Genomic DNA, 17,809 nt, shown 5'->3' with positions numbered 1-17,809 from the left:
CGCAGGGGGTCGGGCGACGTCGAACTGGCCGTTCCCGAGGGAGTGCCTACGCGTTGCTGCCCTGGAACGTGCCGACGACCTCGTCCTGGGAGACCGCGATGCAGGTGACGTCGCGGCTGCGCGACCAGTCCTCCTCGTACGGGACGATCGGGGCGACGGCGAGGTTGGAGGCGTCGTACGGCGTGCCCACCCACGGCTGGAACTGCGCCAGGCAGATCTCCTCGCCGCGCTGGAACATGGCCTCGAGCCCGGGGTACGGACCGGCCGCGAGCTCCTCGGTGTGGATGATCTGGGCGTTGTGGAGCTCGTCGCAGGGCACGACGGTCAGCGTGCTGATGTCCACGACGTCGTCAGCGGCTGTGTCCGCAGCGGCCTCGAAGTCCTCCGAGACGCAGTCGCCGGTCCGAAGTTCCGTCGGATCGACCTCCCCGCCGCGGGTGATCTCCCCGTCGGCGTTGCGCTCGATGCCGGTGTTCTGCACGACCACGAAGTACGCCCACACCGAGAACGCGCTCCACGCGACGAGGACGACCAGGGACGCCCAGGCCATGCCGCGGCCCCGGCGCAGACCGTCGCGCGGTCCGCACAGCACGATGAGCGCCAGCACGAGCGACACGGTCCCGCCGATGCCGGTGATCGCGATGCCCAGCGCCCAGCCGGCCTTCTGCCGCGACGACGAGAGCTGCGCCATGAGCTCACGTCGCGAGAGCGGTGCAGGCGTGGGTCCCGGAGCGCCGGGCGTCGGTCCGCCGGCCGGAGCAGGCGGCGGCGGAGGCGTGACGACCGAGGTCTGGCCGGCGGGGGCGAAGGGGTTCGGCGGGGGGATCGTGCTCATGGCGATTCCTGGAAGGGAAGGACGAATCAAGGACTTTCGACAGGGTAGGTCGGCAGGGGTTCACCGTCGGCGGCCTCGCTGCAGGTGAGGCGAGCCTGATTCGTCCGTGTGTCGGCGACATGTCATGATGGACTGCTGCCGCGGCCAATGTCGTCCACGGACCATGCACGACCTGTTGACGACGCTGAAGGGGATCCCTCGTGAGCGCCTTGTACTCCAGCCTTCCCGCCGCCCAGGGTCTGTACGACCCGGCCCAGGAGCACGACGCCTGTGGCGTCGCCTTCGTGGCCACGCTGACCGGTGTCGCCTCGAACGACATCGTCGCCAAGGGTCTGACGGCGCTGCGCAACCTCGACCACCGCGGTGCGGTGGGCGGTGAGCCCGACACGGGCGACGGTGCGGGCATCCTCCTGCAGGTCCCGGACCGCTTCCTGCGCGGCGTCGCCGACTTCGAGCTGCCCGAGCAGGGCCGCTACGCCGCCGGCATCGCGTACCTGCCCGCCGACGCCGAGGCCGCCTCGCAGGCCAAGACCGCGATCGAGGCGCTCGCCTCCGACGAGGGCCTGACCGTCCTGGGCTGGCGCGACGTGCCGGTCGACCCGTCGATCCTGGGATCGATGGCGCTCGGGGCGATGCCGAGCTTCTCGACCCTCTTCGTGACCTCTCCCGACGGCTCGCTCGAGGGCATCGAGCTCGACCGCCACACGTACGGCCTGCGCAAGCGCGCCGAGCACGAGAACGACGTGTACTTCCCGTCGCTGTCGGCCCGCACGTTCGTCTACAAGGGCATGCTCACGACCGAGCAGCTCGACGCGTTCTACCCCGACCTGCTCGACGAGCGCATGGAGTCGGCCCTCGCGATCGTGCACAGCCGGTTCTCGACCAACACGTTCCCCAGCTGGCCGCTCGCCCACCCGTTCCGCTTCGTCGCGCACAACGGCGAGATCAACACCGCCCGGGGCAACCGCAACTGGATGCGGGCGCGCGAGGCGCTCCTCGCCAGCGACAAGATCCCCGGCGACATCTCGCGCCTGTTCCCGATCTGCGACCCCCACGGCAGCGACACCGCGTCGCTCGACGAGGTGCTCGAGCTCCTGCACCTCGGCGGCCGCACGCTGCCGCACGCGGTCATGATGATGATCCCGGAGGCCTGGGAGAACGACACCGTCATGGACCCCGCCCGTCGGGCGTTCTACGAGTTCCACTCCTCGATCATGGAGGCGTGGGACGGTCCCGCGTGCGTCTCGTTCACCGACGGCACGCAGATCGGCGCGGTCCTGGACCGCAACGGCCTGCGTCCGGGCCGCTTCTGGGTGACCGACGACGGTCTCGTCGTGCTGGCCTCCGAGGCCGGCGTGCTCGACCTCGACCAGTCCACGATCGTCCGCAAGGGCCGCCTCGAGCCGGGCAAGATGTTCCTGCTCGACCTCGACGAGCACCGCATCATCGAGGATGACGAGATCAAGGGACAGCTCGCCTCCGAGCACCCCTACGACGAGTGGCTCTACTCGGGCCTGGTCCGCTTCGAGGACCTGCCCGACCTCGAGCACATCGTGCACACGCACGCCTCCGTGACCCGCCGCCAGCAGGTCTTCGGCTACACCGAGGAGGAGGTGCGCAAGCTCGTCGCGCCCATCGCCCGCACGGGTGCCGAGGCGATCGGCTCGATGGGCACCGACACGCCCATCGCGGCGATCTCGGACCGCCCGCGCCAGCTGTTCGACTACTTCAGCCAGCTGTTCGCGCAGGTCACCAACCCGCCGCTCGACTCGATCCGCGAGGAGATCGTCACCTCGCTGGCCGGCACCATGGGCCCGGAGAAGAACCTCCTCGACCCGAGCCCGGCGAGCTGCCGCATGCTGCAGCTGCCGTTCCCGGTCATCGACAACGACGAGCTCGCCAAGATCCGGCACATGAACAAGGACGGCGACATGCCGGGGTTCAGCGTGCACGTCGTGCGCGGGCTCTACGACGTCGCCGGTGGCGGCGAGGCGCTCAAGGCCAAGCTCGACGAGATCTGCGCGGACGTCTCCGCCGCGGTCGCCGACGGCGCACGCATCATCGTGCTGTCGGACCGGCACTCGAACGCCGATCTCGCCCCGATCCCGTCCCTGCTGCTCACCGGCGCCGTGCACCACCACATGGTGCGCGAGAAGCTGCGCACCCAGGCCGGCCTGATCGTCGAGACCGGTGACGTCCGCGAGGTGCACCACGTCGCACTGCTCATCGGCTTCGGCGCCACGGCGGTCAACCCGTACCTGGCGCTCGAGACCGCCGAGGACCTGGCCCGCGAGGGTGTGTTCGTCGAGGGCGTCGAGCCGAGCAAGGCCGCGCGCAACGTCGCGTACGGCCTCGGCAAGGGCGTGCTCAAGGTCATGAGCAAGATGGGTGTCTCGACCGTCTCGTCCTACACCGGCGCCCAGATCTTCGAGTGCATCGGCCTCTCGCAGGCTGTCGTCGACGCCTACTTCACCGGCACGTCGAGCAAGCTCGGCGGCGTCGGTCTGGACGTGCTCGCGGCCGAGGTCGCGGCGCGTCACGCCGTCGCGTACCCGACCTCGGGCATCGTCGGTCCCCGCCAGCTCGAGGTGGGCGGCGAGTACCAGTGGCGTCGTGAGGGCCCGGAGCACCTCTTCGACCCCGAGACGGTCTTCCGCCTGCAGCACTCGACCCGCACCGGTCGCTACGACGTCTTCAAGCAGTACACGGCCCGCGTCGACGACCAGTCGGAGCGCCTCATGACGCTGCGCGGCCTGTTCGCGTTCAAGGACGGCGAGCGCCCGTCGATCCCGATCGACGAGGTCGAGCCGATCAGCGAGATCGTCAAGCGCTTCTCCACCGGCGCGATGAGCTACGGCTCGATCAGCCAGGAGGCGCACGAGACCCTCGCGATCGCGATGAACCGCCTCGGCGGCAAGTCCAACACGGGCGAGGGCGGTGAGGACCCGGAGCGTCTCTACGACCCCGAGCGTCGCTCGTCGATCAAGCAGGTCGCGTCGGGTCGCTTCGGCGTCACGTCGGAGTACCTGACGAACGCCGACGACATCCAGATCAAGATGGCGCAGGGTGCCAAGCCGGGCGAGGGCGGGCAGCTGCCCGGCCCGAAGGTGTACCCGTGGGTCGCCAAGACCCGCCACTCCACGCCCGGCGTGGGCCTCATCAGCCCGCCGCCGCACCACGACATCTACTCGATCGAGGACCTCAAGCAGCTCATCCACGACCTGAAGAACGCCAACCCGGTCGCGCGCGTGCACGTCAAGCTCGTGTCCGAGGTCGGCGTGGGCACGGTCGCGGCGGGTGTCTCGAAGGCCAAGGCCGACGTCGTCCTGATCTCCGGCCACGACGGCGGCACCGGCGCCTCGCCGCTGACGTCGCTCAAGCACGCCGGCGGACCCTGGGAGCTCGGCCTGGCCGAGACCCAGCAGACGCTGCTGCTCAACCTGCTGCGCGACCGCATCGTCGTGCAGTGCGACGGCCAGCTCAAGACCGGGCGCGACGTCGTCATCGCTGCCCTCCTGGGTGCCGAGGAGTTCGGCTTCGCGACGGCCCCGCTCGTCGTCAGCGGCTGCATCATGATGCGCGTCTGCCACCTCGACACCTGCCCCGTGGGCGTCGCGACGCAGAACCAGCAGCTGCGCGAGAAGTACTCCGGCAAGGCCGAGTACGTCGTGAACTTCTTCGAGTTCATCGCGCAGGAGGTGCGCGAGATCCTCGCCGAGCTCGGCTTCCGCACGATCGAGGAGGCCGTGGGTCGCGCCGAGGTGCTCGACACGCGGCGCGCGGTCGACCACTGGAAGGCGCAGGGACTCGACCTCTCGCCGATCTTCCACGTGCCGGAGCTGCCCGAGGGTGCCGCGCGTCACTGCATCACGACGCAGGACCACGGTCTGGACGTCGCCCTCGACCAAGAGCTCATCGCGCTCAGCGGCGACGCGCTGGAGAAGGGCGAGCCCGTCCGGGCCCAGCTCCAGATCCGCAACGTGAACCGCACGACCGGCACGATGCTCGGTCACGAGGTCACCAAGCGCTATCGGGGCGAGGGCCTGCCCGACGACACGATCGACATCACCTTCACGGGTGCGGCCGGTCAGTCGTTCGGTGCCTTCGTGCCGCGCGGCATCACGCTGCGCCTCGAGGGGGACGGCAACGACTACGTCGGCAAGGGCCTGTCCGGCGGACGCCTCGTCGTGCGCCCGCCGCGTGACGCGACGTTCGTCGCCGAGGAGCACATCGTGGCCGGCAACGTGATCGGCTTCGGCGCGACCGGCGGCGAGATCTTCCTGCGCGGCCGGGTGGGCGAGCGCTTCTGCGTGCGCAACTCCGGTGCCCGTGCGGTCGTCGAGGGCGTGGGCGACCACGCGCTCGAGTACATGACCGGCGGACGGGTCGCGATCCTCGGCCCGACCGGGCGCAACATCGCGGCCGGCATGAGCGGCGGCATCGCCTGGGTCCTCGACCTGGACGAGTCCATCGTGAACCGCGAGATGGTCGAGACGCGTGCGGTGCCCGAGGAGAGCGCCGAGGAGCTGCACGCGATGGTGCGCAAGCACGCGGAGGAGACGGGTTCGACCCGCGCGGGGGAGCTGCTGGCCGACTGGCCCGCGGCGCTCGAGCGCTTCGTCGAGATCATGCCGGTCAACTTCCGCAAGGTGCTCGAGGCGCAGGCCGCCGCCCAGGCCGAAGGGCTGTCCGATGACGAGACGACTGCACGCATGATGGAGGTGGCCGCGAATGGCTGATCCCCGGGGATTCATCAACACGCCGCGCGAGGTGGCCGGACGTCGTCCGGTCGAGGAGCGGGTCAACGACTGGAACGAGGTCTACCCGGGTGGTCCCGGCAAGGCCCTGCTCCCGATCATCTCCGAGCAGGCGGGACGGTGCATGGACTGCGGCATCCCGTTCTGCCACCAGGGCTGCCCGCTCGGCAACCTGATCCCGGAGTGGAACGACCTGGTCTGGCGTGACGACTGGGACGACGCGATCGACCGTCTCCACCGCACGAACAACTTCCCGGAGTTCACGGGCCGGCTGTGCCCGGCACCGTGTGAGACGGCGTGCGTCGTCGGCATCAACCGGGAGCCGGTCACGATCAAGAACGTCGAGGTCTCGATCATCGACAAGGCCTGGGAGATGCACAACGTGCGCCCCCAGCCGCCGGAGTTCCTGACGGGCCGCACGGTCGCCGTGATCGGTTCGGGTCCCGCCGGGCTCGCGACCGCGCAGCAGCTGACGCGGGCCGGCCACACCGTCGCGGTGTACGAGCGCGACGACAAGCCCGGCGGACTGCTCCGTTACGGCATCCCGGAGTTCAAGATGGAGAAGGAGCAGGTCGACCGTCGCGTGCAGCAGATGCAGCGCGAGGGCACCGTGTTCCGCACGGGCGTGCAGGTCGGCGACACCCTCACGGGCAGCCAGCTGCGGGACCGCTACGACGCCGTCGTGATCGCCACGGGTGCCACGGTGCGCCGCGACCTGCCGATCACCGGGCGCGAGCTCGGCGGCATCCACCAGGCGATGGACTTCCTGCCGCAGGCCAACCGCGCGGCGCTCGGCGAGGAGGTCGAGAACCAGATCCTGGCGACCGGCAAGGACGTCGTCATCATCGGCGGCGGCGACACCGGCGCGGACTGCCTCGGCACGTCGATCCGTCAGGGCGCCAAGAGCATCACCAGCCTGGAGATCATGCCGCAGCCGGGCGAGGACCGCCCCGAGAACCAGCCGTGGCCGACCTACCCGATGACGTACCGCATCGCCTCCGCCCACGAGGAGGGCGGCGACCGCGTGTACGCCGTCTCCACCAAGGAGTTCATCGGCGAGGACGGCCAGGTCAGCGGCCTGCGCATCAGCGAGGTCGAGATGGTGGACGGGAAGTTCACCGAGGTCGAGGGCACCGAGCGGGTCATCCCGGCCCAGCTCGTGCTCTTCGCGATGGGCTTCACCGGCCCGGAGACCGAGGGCGTCGTCGCCCAGCTCGGCGTCGAGCTCGACGAGCGCAGCAACGTCAAGCGCGACAAGAACTACATGTCGAGCGTGCCTGGCGTGTTCGTCGCCGGTGACTGCGGCCGGGGTCAGTCGCTCATCGTGTGGGCCATCGCGGAGGGCCGCGGTGCTGCCGCCGGCGTCGACGCGTACCTGCAGGGGTCCACGACGCTCCCGTCCCCGATCCCGCCGACCGCCCGCCCCCTCGTCGTCTGACGTACCGCTCGCGAGAGACCTTGTTCGTGGTCACGAGAGACTTTGTTGTCTCCTGTCCACAGACAAGGTCTCTCGCGAGGGGTAACAAAGTCTCTCGCGAGCGGTCATGGGCGTCGTGACTGTCGGGTAATGAGGGCGGGTCGATAGGCTCGGGGGGTGCGTAGAGCCAAGATCGTTGCCACCCTCGGCCCCGCGGTGAACACCGCGGAGCGAATCCTCCAGCTCGCCGAGGCGGGCATGGACGTCGCCCGCCTGAACATGAGTCACGGCGAGCAGTCCGACCACCAGGACAACCTCGAGCACGTCCGCGCCGCGGCCGCCCAGACCGGCAAGGCCATCGCGGTCCTCGCCGACCTGCAGGGTCCGAAGATCCGCCTCGGCCGGTTCTCCGGCGGCCCGGTCGACCTGGGCCTCGGCGACCGGTTCACGATCACGATCGACGACGTCGACGGCGACCAGACGCGCTGCTCCACGACCTACAAGGGCCTGCCGGGCGACGTCTCGCCCGGCGACGAGATCCTGATCGACGACGGCCGCGTGCGCCTGCGGGCCCTCGAGGTCAACTCGACCGAGGTCCACACGATCGTCGAGACCCCGGGCGTCATCAGCAACAACAAGGGCCTGAACCTCCCGGGCGTCGCGGTCAGCGTGCCGGCGATGTCGCCCAAGGACATCGACGACCTGCGCTTCGCGCTGCGGCTCGGCGTCGACTTCATCGCCCTGTCGTTCGTGCGCTCGGCACGCGACGCCGAGGATGTCCGCCGCATCATGGCCGAGGAGGGCATCCACCGCCCGATCATCGCCAAGATCGAGAAGCCCCAGGCCGTCGAGGCGCTCGACGACATCGTCGACGCGTTCGACGGATTCATGGTCGCCCGTGGCGACCTCGGCGTCGAGCTGCCGCTCGAGGACGTCCCGATCGTGCAGAAGCTCATCGTCGAGAAGGCGCGGCGCAACGCCAAGCCCGTCATCGTCGCGACCCAGATGCTCGAGTCGATGATCTCCTCGCCGCGCCCCACGCGCGCCGAGGCCTCCGACGTCGCCAACGCGGTGCTCGACGGCGCCGACGCGGTGATGCTCTCGGGCGAGACCAGCGTGGGGGAGTACCCCATCCACACGGTGCGCACGATGGCCCGCATCATCGAGTCCACCGAGGACCACGGCCTCCCGCGCATGGCCGCCTACACGTGGCAGGCGCGCACCCGCACCGGCATCGTCTGCAAGGCGGCCCAGCAGGTCGCGGAGTCGGTCGACGCTCGCTACCTCGTCGCGTTCACCACGACGGGCGGCTCGGCCCGCCGCATGGCGCGCTACCGCTCGCACATCCCGGTGCTCGCCTTCACGCCGCACGAGATCGTGCGCAACCAGCTCGCCCTGACCTGGGGCGTCGAGACGCTGCTGGTGCAGGAGGTCGTGCACACCGACGAGATGGTCATGCAGGTCGACAAGGCGCTGCTCGACGCCGCTCGGTGCTCCGAGGGCGAGGAGGTCGTGGTCGTCGCCGGCGCCCCGCCCGGAATCCCCGGCTCGACCAACGCCCTGCGCATCCACCGCATCGGAGACGCGATCAACCGGGTCGTGCCCGCGTACCAGGACATCCAGGCCTGACGAAAGCCTGGACGGCGACCCCGTCCGTGCCCGACGCTGTCGGTCATGGTGACGTCGTCCGACAGGTTCTGGTGGGGCGTGGCCACGTCGGCCTTCCAGATCGAGGGGACGTCGTCGGACGCTCCGCGCGGTGAGTCCGTCTGGGACGAGTTCTGCCGTCGACCCGGCGCCGTCGCCGACGGGTCGGACGCGAGCGTGGCGACCGACCACGTGCGCCGCGTCGAGGAGGACGTCGCGCTGATCGCCGGTCTCGGGGTCGACGCGTACCGGTTCTCGATCTCGTGGCCCCGGGTCGTCCCGGGTGGCCGCGGTCCCGCATCGTCCGCGGGCCTGGCCTTCTACGACCGGCTCGTCGACGCGCTCCTCGCGTCAGGAGTCGAGCCGTTGCCGACGCTGTTCCACTGGGACACCCCGCTCGAGCTCGAGCGGTCGGGTGGCTGGCTGGAGCGGGACACCGCCCAGCGGTTCGCCGCCTACGTGGAGGTGGTGGCCGACCACCTGGGCGACCGGGTGGGTCACTGGATCACGATCAACGAGCCTCGTGAGGTCACGATGCTGGGCTACGCCCTCGGCACCCACGCCCCGGGCCGACAGCTGCTGTTCGACGCCCTGCCGTCGGCTCACCACCAGCTGCTCGGCCACGGCCTGGCGGTGCAGGCGCTCCGGGCCGCCGGGGCCCGGTCGGTGGGCATCGCGATGAGCCACGAGACGGTGCGGAGCACCGGTCTGTCCGACGACGACCGGGCCGCGGCCGACCTGTACGACGTGCTCAACAACCGCCTGTTCGCCGACCCGGTGCTGCTCGGCCGCTACCCGGACGGATTCGCGGACCTGATGCCCGGACCCGTCGAGGACGACCTGACCGTCATCTCCACGCCCGTCGACTGGTACGGCGTGAACTACTACAGCCCAGCCTTCGTCGGCGCCCACACGGGGCAGGGCGGTGACGTCAACGGCATCACGATGCCGGACGAGCTCCCGTTCACCGTGCACGACGTCCATCCCGGCTGGACGGGAGAACGGACGGACTTCGGCTGGCCGGTCGCTCCGGAGGACCTGACCGAGCTGCTCGTGCAGATGAGGACGCGGTACGGCCCGAGCCTCCCGCCCGTCGTGATCACCGAGAACGGCTGCTCGTTCGACGATCCGCTGGTGGACGGCCGGATCCAGGACGACCGCCGCATCGACTTCCTGCGCCGTCACCTCGACGCGGTCGAGGACGCGCGCTCCCTGGGCGTCGACGTGCGGGGCTACGTCGTGTGGACCCTGATCGACAACTTCGAGTGGGCCGAGGGCTACCGCCAGAAGTTCGGTCTGGTGCACGTCGACCGCGAGACCCTCGACCGCACCCCGCGCGCGTCCTACGACTGGTACGCCGAGCACGTGAGGTCGTCGCGATGACGACGCCCACGACCCCCACCCAGGACGTCGGCCGCCGCTGGCTGACCCCGTGGACCCTCGTGATGATGGGCACCTTCGGTGCCTACTACGCGATCGCCCAGGTCGTGCTGCCCGAGCAGGCGGAGCAGATCACGTCGTCGGACGCGGCGAAGGTGACGCTGACGGCGTGGGCCACGGGGGTGGCTGCCGCGGTGACGGTCGTCGTGGCGATCGCGGTCGGCGTGCTCTCGGACCGCACGACGCACCGCCGCGGCCGCCGGTACCCCTGGATCGTGGGTGGTGTCGCGGTGATGGCCGTGGGCGTCGCGGCCCAGGGCTGGGCGACGTCGCCCGTCATGGTCGTCCTGTGCTGGTCGGTCGTGGCAGTCGGGTACGCCAGCGCGGGCTCCGCGGTGCTCGCCGTGGTGCCGGACGACGTACCGGTGACCCAGCGCGCCTACGTCTCGGCCTTCTACGGCATCGCGCTCAGCGTCGGCCCGCTGGTCGTGATCGCGCTCGCCGTGGCCGCGTCCGGCAGCGTCCGGCTGCAGTACGCCGTGGTGGCCGTGGCCTGCGTGGCCCTGGCCGTCCCGTTCGCCCTGCGCTCCCGGAGCGCCGCGCTGGATGCGCGCGAACGTCCTCCGCGTCCCGGTGTGCGCGAGGTCCTCGACGGGCTGGTCGCCCCACTGCGTCATGCCGACTTCGCCTGGGCCTGGGTCGGACGCTTCGGCATCCAGCTCTCCAACGCCCTGGCGCAGGTGTACCTCTTCTTCTACCTGAAGGACGAGGTCGGAGCCTCCGATCCGGACACCGCTCTGCTCGTGCTGACCGTGCTCTATGCCCTCTCGGCCGCTGCCGTCGCGGTGCCCGCAGGGCGGTGGTCGGACCGCACGATGCGGCGCAAGCGGCTCGTCGTGCTGTCGTCGGTGCTCCAGGGAGCCGCCGGGCTGGTGCTGGCGTTCGCGCCGACGATGCCGGCGGCCGCGGTGGGAGCCGTGCTGCTGGGGCTCGGCTACGGCGCCTACGCGAGCGTCGACCAGGCCCTCGTGACGCAGGTTCTGCCGTCGGCCGAGCACCGGGGCAAGGACCTCGGGATCATCGGCGTGGCCAACGTGCTGCCCTACGTGCTGGCGGCGGCGCTCGGCGGCATCGTCATCAACGTCTGGGGCTATCCGACGCTGTACGTGCTGGTGCTCGTCACGGCCCTGCTGGCCGCGGCCTCCGTGCAGCCGATCCGATCGGTGCGCTGAGGCGGCAGGTCCGGGGGACCGGGTGCCGACAGCGGGACTCGAACCCGCACGCCCTTTCGGACAATGGTTTTTGAGACCATCGCGTCTACCATTCCGCCATGTCGGCCTCTCGCGAAGCCCGATAACCTTCTCACGTGACCAGCGCCCAGGAGCCCTCGACCCCGGCCACCCGCGTCGTCATCGCCGAGGACGAGGCGCTCATCCGCCTCGACCTCGCCGAGATGCTCGCGGAGGAGGGCTACGACGTCGTCGGAGAGGCCTCGGACGGCGAGCAGGCGGTCGCCCTCGTGACCGAGCACCGCCCCGACGTCGTCCTCATGGACATCAAGATGCCCAAGCTCGACGGCATCGAGGCGGCCTCTCGCATCGCCGAGCAGCGCCTGGCGCCGGTCGTGCTGCTGACCGCGTTCAGCCAGCGCGAGCTCGTCGAGCGCGCGCGCGACGCGGGCGCCATGGCCTACCTCGTGAAGCCGTTCCAGAAGTCCGACCTCGCGCCGGCGATCGAGATGGCACGCAGCCGCTTCGCCGAGACCAGGGCGCTCGAGGCCGAGGTCGGCGACCTCACCGACCGGCTCGAGACGCGCAAGGCCGTCGAGCGCGCCAAGTCGGTGCTGCAGGAGTCGTTCGGGATCAGCGAGTCGGAGTCGTTCCGCTGGATCCAGAAGTCGGCCATGGACCTGCGGCTGTCGATGCGGGAGGTGGCCGATCAGGTCATCGAGAAGGGCCCCGGACTCAGCCGCTGAGGCCTCCAGGCGGGCGGGTTCCAGCGGTTTGGTTACAACTTGGCTACGTCGTGTGACGACCTTGCGACTGACACACAAATGACACGCCAACGGGTTAGGTTCCTCGTAATCCGCACGCCCGCGATCTGGGGTGTGCGTCCACTGAGAATCCCGGAGGATCGATGACGCGCAGGACGAAGACGTTCCGTCTCGCTGCCGTGGCCGCGACGAGCGCCCTGGTGCTCGCCGCGTGTGGCGGAAGCGACGACGACGGTGGTAACGACGACAGCGGCTCGGTGGAGTCCAAGAGCGATGGTGTCCTGACCATCGGCTCCCTGCTCCCGAAGACCGGCAACCTGGCCTTCCTCGGCCCGCCGGAGATCGCGGGCGTCAAGCTCGCCGTCGAGGAGATCAACGCCGCCGGAGGTGTGCTCGGCCAGCCCGTCGAGTACGTCGAGGGCGACTCGGGCGGCAACGGCCCCGGCGACGCGAACATCGCGCCGGAGGAGGCCGACAAGCTCATCAACGCCGACGTCGACGCCATCATCGGCGCTGCGTCCTCGGGCGTGTCGCAGACCGTGATCGACAAGATCCTCGGCGCTGGCGTCATCCAGTTCTCGCCGGCCAACACCTCGACCGCGTTCGACGAGGACCCCTTCGACGGTGAGGACCTCTACTTCCGCACCGCTCCGTCGGACATCCTCCAGGGCGCCGTGCTCGCCAACCTGCTCCTGCAGGAGGGCAAGCAGAACGTCGCGATCATCTCGACCGACGATCCGTACGGCACCACGCTGACCGAGGAGGTCTCGAAGAACCTCGAGGCCGGTGGCTCGAAGCTCTCGGTCGACGCGCAGTTCTTCGGCTCGGGCAGCGACAACTACGACACGCAGGTCGACGCCATCGCCGGCTCCTCGCCCGACGCCGTCGTGGTCATCGCGTTCAACGAGACCGTCGACATCATCCCGTCGCTCGCCGCTGCGGGTGTCGGTCCGGCCGACGTCCCGACGTACTTCGTCGACGGCAACACGGCCGAGTACAACGACGATCCGGCCGACCCGGAGGACACCTTCCTCCCGGCGGGCTCGCTCGTGGGCGTCAAGGGCACCATCCCCGGTGCCGAGGCTCCGGCGGAGTTCCGTCAGCGCCTGCTGGGCATCGACCCGGCGCTGACCGACTTCACCTACTCGGCGGAGTCGTACGACGCGACGATCGTCACGGCGCTCGCGGCCCTCGTGGCCGAGACCGACGCGGCCGACAAGGTCGCGGCGGAGCTGCCCGGCGTCACGAAGGACGGCACGAAGTGCACGACCTTCCAGGAGTGCGCCGACCTGATCGCCGCCGGTGAGGACATCGACTACGACGGTGTCTCCGGTCCGATCGAGCTCGGCTCGACCGGTAGCCCGACCGCCGCGTCGATCGGCATCTGGGCCTACGACGACCAGAACTTCATCAGCCCGGTGGAGTTCATCTCGGGTCAGATCCCGGATCCGTCGGACGGCTGATCACCAGCATCACCCAGCACCACCCGCAGGGCCTCGGACTTCGGTCCGGGGCCCTGCGGCCTTTTCGGGTGGGGCGGTGAGCAGGCAACCTCATCGGGATGCCAGAGGGTTGCTGGCTCACCGCTCACCGCTCACCGCTCACCGCTCCGGCACAGCAGAAGGCCCCCGCCCACGTCAGCGACGCGGTGCGGGGGCCGTCTGGTGCGGCGAGGAGACTAGGCCGACTTCTGGCCCAGCGTGCCGAGGTACAGCTCGATGACCTTGGGATCGTTCGCGAGCTCGCGGCCGGTGCCGGAGTAGGCGGTCGTGCCGTGATCGAGGACGTAGCCGCGGTCGCAGATCTGCAGACAGCGACGGGCGTTCTGCTCGACCATGACGATCGAGACGCCCGCGGCGTTGATGTCACGCGTCTGGACGAAGACCTCGTCCTGCATGACGGGGGAGAGGCCCGCCGAGGGCTCGTCGAGCAGCAGGACGGAAGGGTTCATCATGAGCGCGCGGCCCATCGCGACCATCTGGCGCTCACCACCCGACAGCCCACCGGCACGCTGCTTGCGACGTTCGCCCAGCGTCGGGAAGATGCCGGTCACGAAGTCGAACCGGTCGCCGAACAGCTTGGGCTCCTGGTAGCAGCCCATCGCGAGGTTCTCCTCGATCGTCAGGCTCGGGAACACGTTGTTCGTCTGCGGCACGAAGCCGATGCCCTTGGAGACGAGCTGGTCGGCGCGCTGGCCGATGATGTCGTCGCCCTTGAGGGTGATGGCTCCGCTGCGCACCTGGACGAGACCGAACAGGGCCTTGAGCAGGGTCGACTTGCCGGCGCCGTTGGGGCCGATGATGCCGACGAGCTCGCCGGGCTGGCAGTACAGGTCGGCACCGTTGAGGATGTCGATCCCGGGCAGGTAGCCGCCCGTGACGTCGTCGGCGCGCAGCACGGCGCCCTCGGCGTCACGCAGGTGCTTCTCCCGCTCCGGGGAGGTCGATGCGTCCGTCATTCCTTGGCCTCTCCCTCGGTCTGCGCAGTCTCGATCTCCTCGGCGACCTCGGCCGCGAGGGCCTGCTCGTCGATCTCGCTCAGGTCGGTGTCGTGGTGGGCGCCGAGGTACGCGTCGATGACGCGCGGGTCGGCCATGACCTGGTCGGGCGTGCCCTCGGCGACGATGACGCCCTGGGCCATCACGATGACCCAGTCGGAGATGTCACGCACCATGTCCATGTCGTGCTCGACGAACAGGACCGTGCGGCCCTCGTCGCGCAGCGACTTCACGTGACCCAGCAGCGACTGCTTGAGCGCGGGGTTCACGCCGGCCATCGGCTCGTCGAGCATGATCAGCTCGGGGTCGCTCATGAGCGAGCGCGCCATCTCCAGGAGCTTGCGCTGACCGCCCGAGAGCGAGCCGGCGAAGTCCTCACGCTTGGCGTCGAGCTTGAACCGGGCCAGCAGGTCGTCGGCGCGCTCGGTGTTGGTCTGCTCCTCGGAGCGCCACAGGGCACGGAACGGTGCGGCCCACATGCTCTCGCCGCGCTGTCCGCCCGCACCGAGCCGCATGTTCTCGATGACGGTCAGGCGCGAGAGCACCTTGGTCAGCTGGAACGTGCGGACCATGCCGGCTCGCGCGACCTTGTAGGCCGCGACGCCCTGCAGGGACTTGCCGTTGAAGCTCCACTCGCCGGTGTCGGGCTTGTCGAATCCCGTCAGCAGGTTGAAGAGTGTCGTCTTGCCGGCGCCGTTCGGGCCGATCAAGGCGGTGATCACGCCGCGCTGGATCTCCAGGTGCTCGACGTCGACGGCCTTGAGGCCGCCGAACTGGCGGGTGATCGAGCTGCCCGACACGATCGGGTCGGGCTTCGGCACACCCGGCTCGGGGGCGAGCCCCGTGAGGCCGGCGCGGCCGGTGGCGTTGGCGGTGGGTGCGGTGTCAGCGGGCATCGATGGCCAGCTCCTTCCGGTCGCCGAAGATCCCCTGGGGTCGGAAGATCAACAGCAGCATGAGTCCGAGTCCGACGACGATGAAGCGCACGAGCGAGGCCTGCGACTGGTCCATCAGCCCCTCCGGGAGGATCGGGTCCGCACCGGAGGTCAGCTGGCCGAAGAACGTGCCCAGCCCGTTCAGCAGGAACCAGAAGATCATCGCGCCGACGACGGGACCGAGGACGCGGGCCGCGCCACCGATCAGCAGAGCGGTGTAGGCGTAGAACGTGACGTGGGTGCCGAAGTCCGACGGGATCGTCGACGCCTGGCGCAGGGCCAGGAAGATGCCGGCGAGACCACCGAAGACGCCACCCAGGATGAGGGCCTGCATCTTGTAGGCGAAGACGTTCTTGCCGAGCGAGCGCACGGCCTCCTCGTCCTCACGGATCGAGCGGAGCACGCGGCCCCACGGGCTGCGCATCAGCAGGTAGACGATGAGGCAGCAGATCGCGACCAGCACCCAGCCGACCGTGGCCGACCAGAGGTCGGAGCGGCTCAGCCGGACGATGCCGATGTCGAGGCCGCCGCCGTACGGGTTGAGGTCGTGGAACGGCTTGGCGAAGCCCGCGATGCCCTGCGAGCCGCGGGTGACGTCCGCGTTGCTGGGGGAGTTGACGATGAACCGGATGACCTCGGCCGTCGCGATGGTCGCGATGGCGAGGTAGTCGGCTCGTAGTCGGAGCGTCGGCACGCCCAGGATCACGGCGAGGACCACCGAGGCCAGGATGCCGATGACCAGCGCCAGGACGAAGGGCACGTCGTAGACGACCGCGCTGACCGCGAGGCCGTACGCGCCGACGAGCATGAAGCCGGCCTGGCCGAAGTTGAGCAGTCCGGCGTAGCCGAAGTGCACGTTGAGACCGATCGCCGCGAGTGCGTAGACGATCGCCGCGGGTCCGACGGCGGCCGAGAGCGAGTCGCGCAGGATGAGCATGAAGTCCATGGGTGTCTTCTCCGCCTCAGCCGATACGTTCCGCGCGGCCCAGGATGCCCTGTGGCCGTACCAACAAGATGATGATCAGGATGACCAGTGCGCCGGCGAACTTGAGGTCGGCGGGCACGCCCAGCAGCGGCAGCAGCTCGACGACGTAGCCGATCACCAGCGAGCCGATGAGGGCTCCCCAGATCGTGCCGAGGCCGCCGAGCGTGACGCCCGCGAAGATCAGCAGCAGCAGGTTGAAGCCCATCGAGTAGCTGACCTGGCGGTCGATCGCGAGCAGCGCGCCGGCGAGGGCCGTGAGCGTCGCGCCGAGGATCCAGACGTTGCGGATCACGCCGTCGACGTTGATGCCGGTCGCCGAGGCGAGGGCGGGGTTGTCGGCGACGGCGCGCGTGGCCTTGCCCATGCGGGTCTTCATCAGGATGACGCAGACGACCGTGATGACCACGAGGCAGATCACGATGATCGAGATCGCCTTGGGCGTCAGGGCGAAGAGCCCCAGGTCGATGCGCTTCTGGACCACGTAGTCCGAGAGCGGGCGGTTCTGCGACCCGATCAGGTACTGGTAGACGCTGCGCAGGAACAGCGACAGGCCGATCGAGACGATCATCATCGCGATGATGCCGACACCCTTGCGCCGAAGTGGTCGCCAGAGGGCTCTGTCACTGAGGTAGCCGAACAGGCCACCCGTCACCACCGCGGCGACCACCGCCGGTATCACGGGGATGCTCAGCGACGTGTTGAGGAAGAAGGTGGCGATCGCGCCGAACGTGACGTACTCGCCGTGGGCGAAGTTCGTCAGGCCCGTCGTGCCGAAGATGAGGGAGAGACCGAGGCCGGCGAGGGCGATGATCAGGCCCTCCTTGGTGCCGTTGGCCAGGGCCTGGAGCACGCGGTCGGCCAGCGGTGTGGACTCTACCTCCTGCGTGCCGATCGGGAAGAGGAGCGCCTGGCGGCCGTCGAGGATGACCGACTTCTCGAGCTCGGGGGAGCCGTCGAGCTCTACACCGTCCGGCAGCGTGTCCTCGTCGAGCACGACGGTGTAGAGGCCGCCGCCGGGGATCGGGAGGTACACCCGACCGTCCTCGTCGGTGACGCCCTCGCTGATGAGCTCGTCGGCGTCGTCGCGGACCTCGAGGGTCACGTCGGCGACGGGCTCGCCGTCACCGCCGTCGGTGCGGTCGACGAGCGTGACGTCGAAGTAGCTGCCGTCCGGAGGTGCCTGCGCGGTGCCGGTCGAGGCGGTGGGTGCGGGCGTCGGGTCGGCGGTGTCGGCGAGTGCCGCGCCCGGCAGGATCATCGCCAGGCCTACCCACACGAGGGCGGCCAACGTCAGTCTCCAACGCACACGGGACTCCTGTCGCATCGACACCGCAGGGTCGCGGCGAACGTCAGCAACCTTAAC

The 17,809-nt window shown here is 69.7% G+C and carries 12 protein-coding genes and 1 tRNA gene; 7 read left to right on the top strand and 6 right to left on the bottom strand.

Translation table 11 applies throughout. The features are described from left to right. Positions 1-46 precede the first annotated feature (46 nt). Positions 47-835 carry a septum formation family protein gene (locus tag LO931_RS13275; RefSeq protein ID WP_229054197.1) on the bottom strand — a complete coding sequence of 263 codons (789 nt, stop codon included), beginning with the start codon at positions 833-835 and terminating at the stop codon, positions 47-49. 200 nt (positions 836-1,035) lie between these two features. Between LO931_RS13275 and gltB the strand changes: the two genes are divergently transcribed. The 5 genes from gltB (at position 1,036) to LO931_RS13250 (ending at position 11,268) form a co-directional block, all read left to right on the top strand. After that, a complete protein-coding gene (gene gltB / locus LO931_RS13270; protein WP_229054196.1) occupies positions 1,036-5,574 on the top strand; it encodes a glutamate synthase large subunit in 4,539 nt (1,512 codons plus the stop codon). Next, positions 5,567-7,030: a glutamate synthase subunit beta gene (locus tag LO931_RS13265; protein WP_229054195.1), complete on the top strand. Its 1,464-nt coding sequence runs from the start codon at positions 5,567-5,569 to the stop codon at positions 7,028-7,030. The genes gltB and LO931_RS13265 overlap by 8 nt, the downstream gene beginning before the upstream one ends. Before the next feature lie 156 nt (positions 7,031-7,186). Continuing rightward, the gene (gene pyk / locus LO931_RS13260; protein ID WP_229054194.1) at positions 7,187-8,638 is read left to right on the top strand and encodes a pyruvate kinase; all 1,452 of its coding nucleotides are present in this window, start codon (positions 7,187-7,189) and stop codon (positions 8,636-8,638) included. 45 nt (positions 8,639-8,683) lie between these two features. Further along, entirely contained in the window at positions 8,684-10,039 is a 1,356-nt protein-coding gene (locus LO931_RS13255; protein WP_229054193.1) for a GH1 family beta-glucosidase, read from the top strand. After that, complete coding sequence (locus LO931_RS13250) at positions 10,036-11,268, top strand: MFS transporter (protein ID WP_229054192.1); 1,233 nt, start codon at positions 10,036-10,038, stop codon at positions 11,266-11,268. The genes LO931_RS13255 and LO931_RS13250 overlap by 4 nt, the downstream gene beginning before the upstream one ends. Before the next feature lie 23 nt (positions 11,269-11,291). On the opposite strand, the gene LO931_RS13245 is transcribed toward LO931_RS13250, so the two are convergent. Then, a tRNA-Leu gene (locus LO931_RS13245) sits at positions 11,292-11,374 on the bottom strand. A gap of 28 nt (positions 11,375-11,402) precedes the next feature. Between LO931_RS13245 and LO931_RS13240 the strand changes: the two genes are divergently transcribed. Both LO931_RS13240 and LO931_RS13235 read left to right on the top strand, forming a co-directional pair. Further along, complete coding sequence (locus tag LO931_RS13240; RefSeq protein WP_229054191.1) at positions 11,403-12,011, top strand: ANTAR domain-containing response regulator; 609 nt, start codon at positions 11,403-11,405, stop codon at positions 12,009-12,011. A gap of 161 nt (positions 12,012-12,172) precedes the next feature. Further along, positions 12,173-13,492, top strand: a complete 1,320-nt coding sequence (locus tag LO931_RS13235; RefSeq protein WP_229054190.1) for an ABC transporter substrate-binding protein — start codon at positions 12,173-12,175, stop codon at positions 13,490-13,492. 215 nt (positions 13,493-13,707) lie between these two features. Here the strand turns inward: LO931_RS13235 and LO931_RS13230 are convergent, their stop codons facing one another. Genes LO931_RS13230 through LO931_RS13215 form a run of 4 tightly spaced genes read right to left on the bottom strand, consistent with a single transcriptional unit; the run spans position 13,708 to position 17,752 of the window. Further along, a complete protein-coding gene (locus LO931_RS13230) occupies positions 13,708-14,487 on the bottom strand; it encodes an ABC transporter ATP-binding protein (protein ID WP_229054189.1) in 780 nt (259 codons plus the stop codon). Then, positions 14,484-15,422, bottom strand: a complete 939-nt coding sequence (locus LO931_RS13225; RefSeq protein ID WP_229054188.1) for an ABC transporter ATP-binding protein — start codon at positions 15,420-15,422, stop codon at positions 14,484-14,486. Before LO931_RS13225 ends, LO931_RS13230 begins: the two co-directional genes overlap by 4 nt. Then, on the bottom strand, positions 15,412-16,407 hold the full coding sequence (locus tag LO931_RS13220) for a branched-chain amino acid ABC transporter permease (RefSeq protein WP_229054187.1): 996 nt from the start codon (positions 16,405-16,407) through the stop codon (positions 15,412-15,414). The genes LO931_RS13225 and LO931_RS13220 overlap by 11 nt, the downstream gene beginning before the upstream one ends. A 16-nt stretch (positions 16,408-16,423) precedes the next feature. Beyond that, positions 16,424-17,752: a branched-chain amino acid ABC transporter permease gene (locus LO931_RS13215; RefSeq protein WP_229054186.1), complete on the bottom strand. Its 1,329-nt coding sequence runs from the start codon at positions 17,750-17,752 to the stop codon at positions 16,424-16,426. Between the last annotated feature and the right edge of the window lie 57 nt (positions 17,753-17,809).

Origin of the sequence: Aeromicrobium sp. Leaf350 (genome assembly GCF_916858655.1) — a bacterium.
Lineage (GTDB): Bacteria > Actinomycetota > Actinomycetes > Propionibacteriales > Nocardioidaceae > Aeromicrobium.
This window is presented reverse-complemented; position numbering and strand designations above follow the sequence as displayed.

What these genes read in the sequence shown, in the direction of transcription:
- LO931_RS13275 (WP_229054197.1), bottom strand. Translation starts at nt 835, where the DNA reads ATGAGCACGATCCCCCCGCCGAACCCCTTCGCCCCCGCCGGCCAGACC.
- LO931_RS13265 (WP_229054195.1), top strand. Translation starts at nt 5,567, where the DNA reads ATGGCTGATCCCCGGGGATTCATCAACACGCCGCGCGAGGTGGCCGGA.
- LO931_RS13255 (WP_229054193.1), top strand. Translation starts at nt 8,684, where the DNA reads ATGGTGACGTCGTCCGACAGGTTCTGGTGGGGCGTGGCCACGTCGGCC.
- LO931_RS13250 (WP_229054192.1), top strand. Translation starts at nt 10,036, where the DNA reads ATGACGACGCCCACGACCCCCACCCAGGACGTCGGCCGCCGCTGGCTG.
- LO931_RS13235 (WP_229054190.1), top strand. Translation starts at nt 12,173, where the DNA reads ATGACGCGCAGGACGAAGACGTTCCGTCTCGCTGCCGTGGCCGCGACG.
- LO931_RS13230 (WP_229054189.1), bottom strand. Translation starts at nt 14,487, where the DNA reads ATGACGGACGCATCGACCTCCCCGGAGCGGGAGAAGCACCTGCGTGAC.
- LO931_RS13225 (WP_229054188.1), bottom strand. Translation starts at nt 15,422, where the DNA reads ATGCCCGCTGACACCGCACCCACCGCCAACGCCACCGGCCGCGCCGGC.
- LO931_RS13220 (WP_229054187.1), bottom strand. Translation starts at nt 16,407, where the DNA reads ATGGACTTCATGCTCATCCTGCGCGACTCGCTCTCGGCCGCCGTCGGA.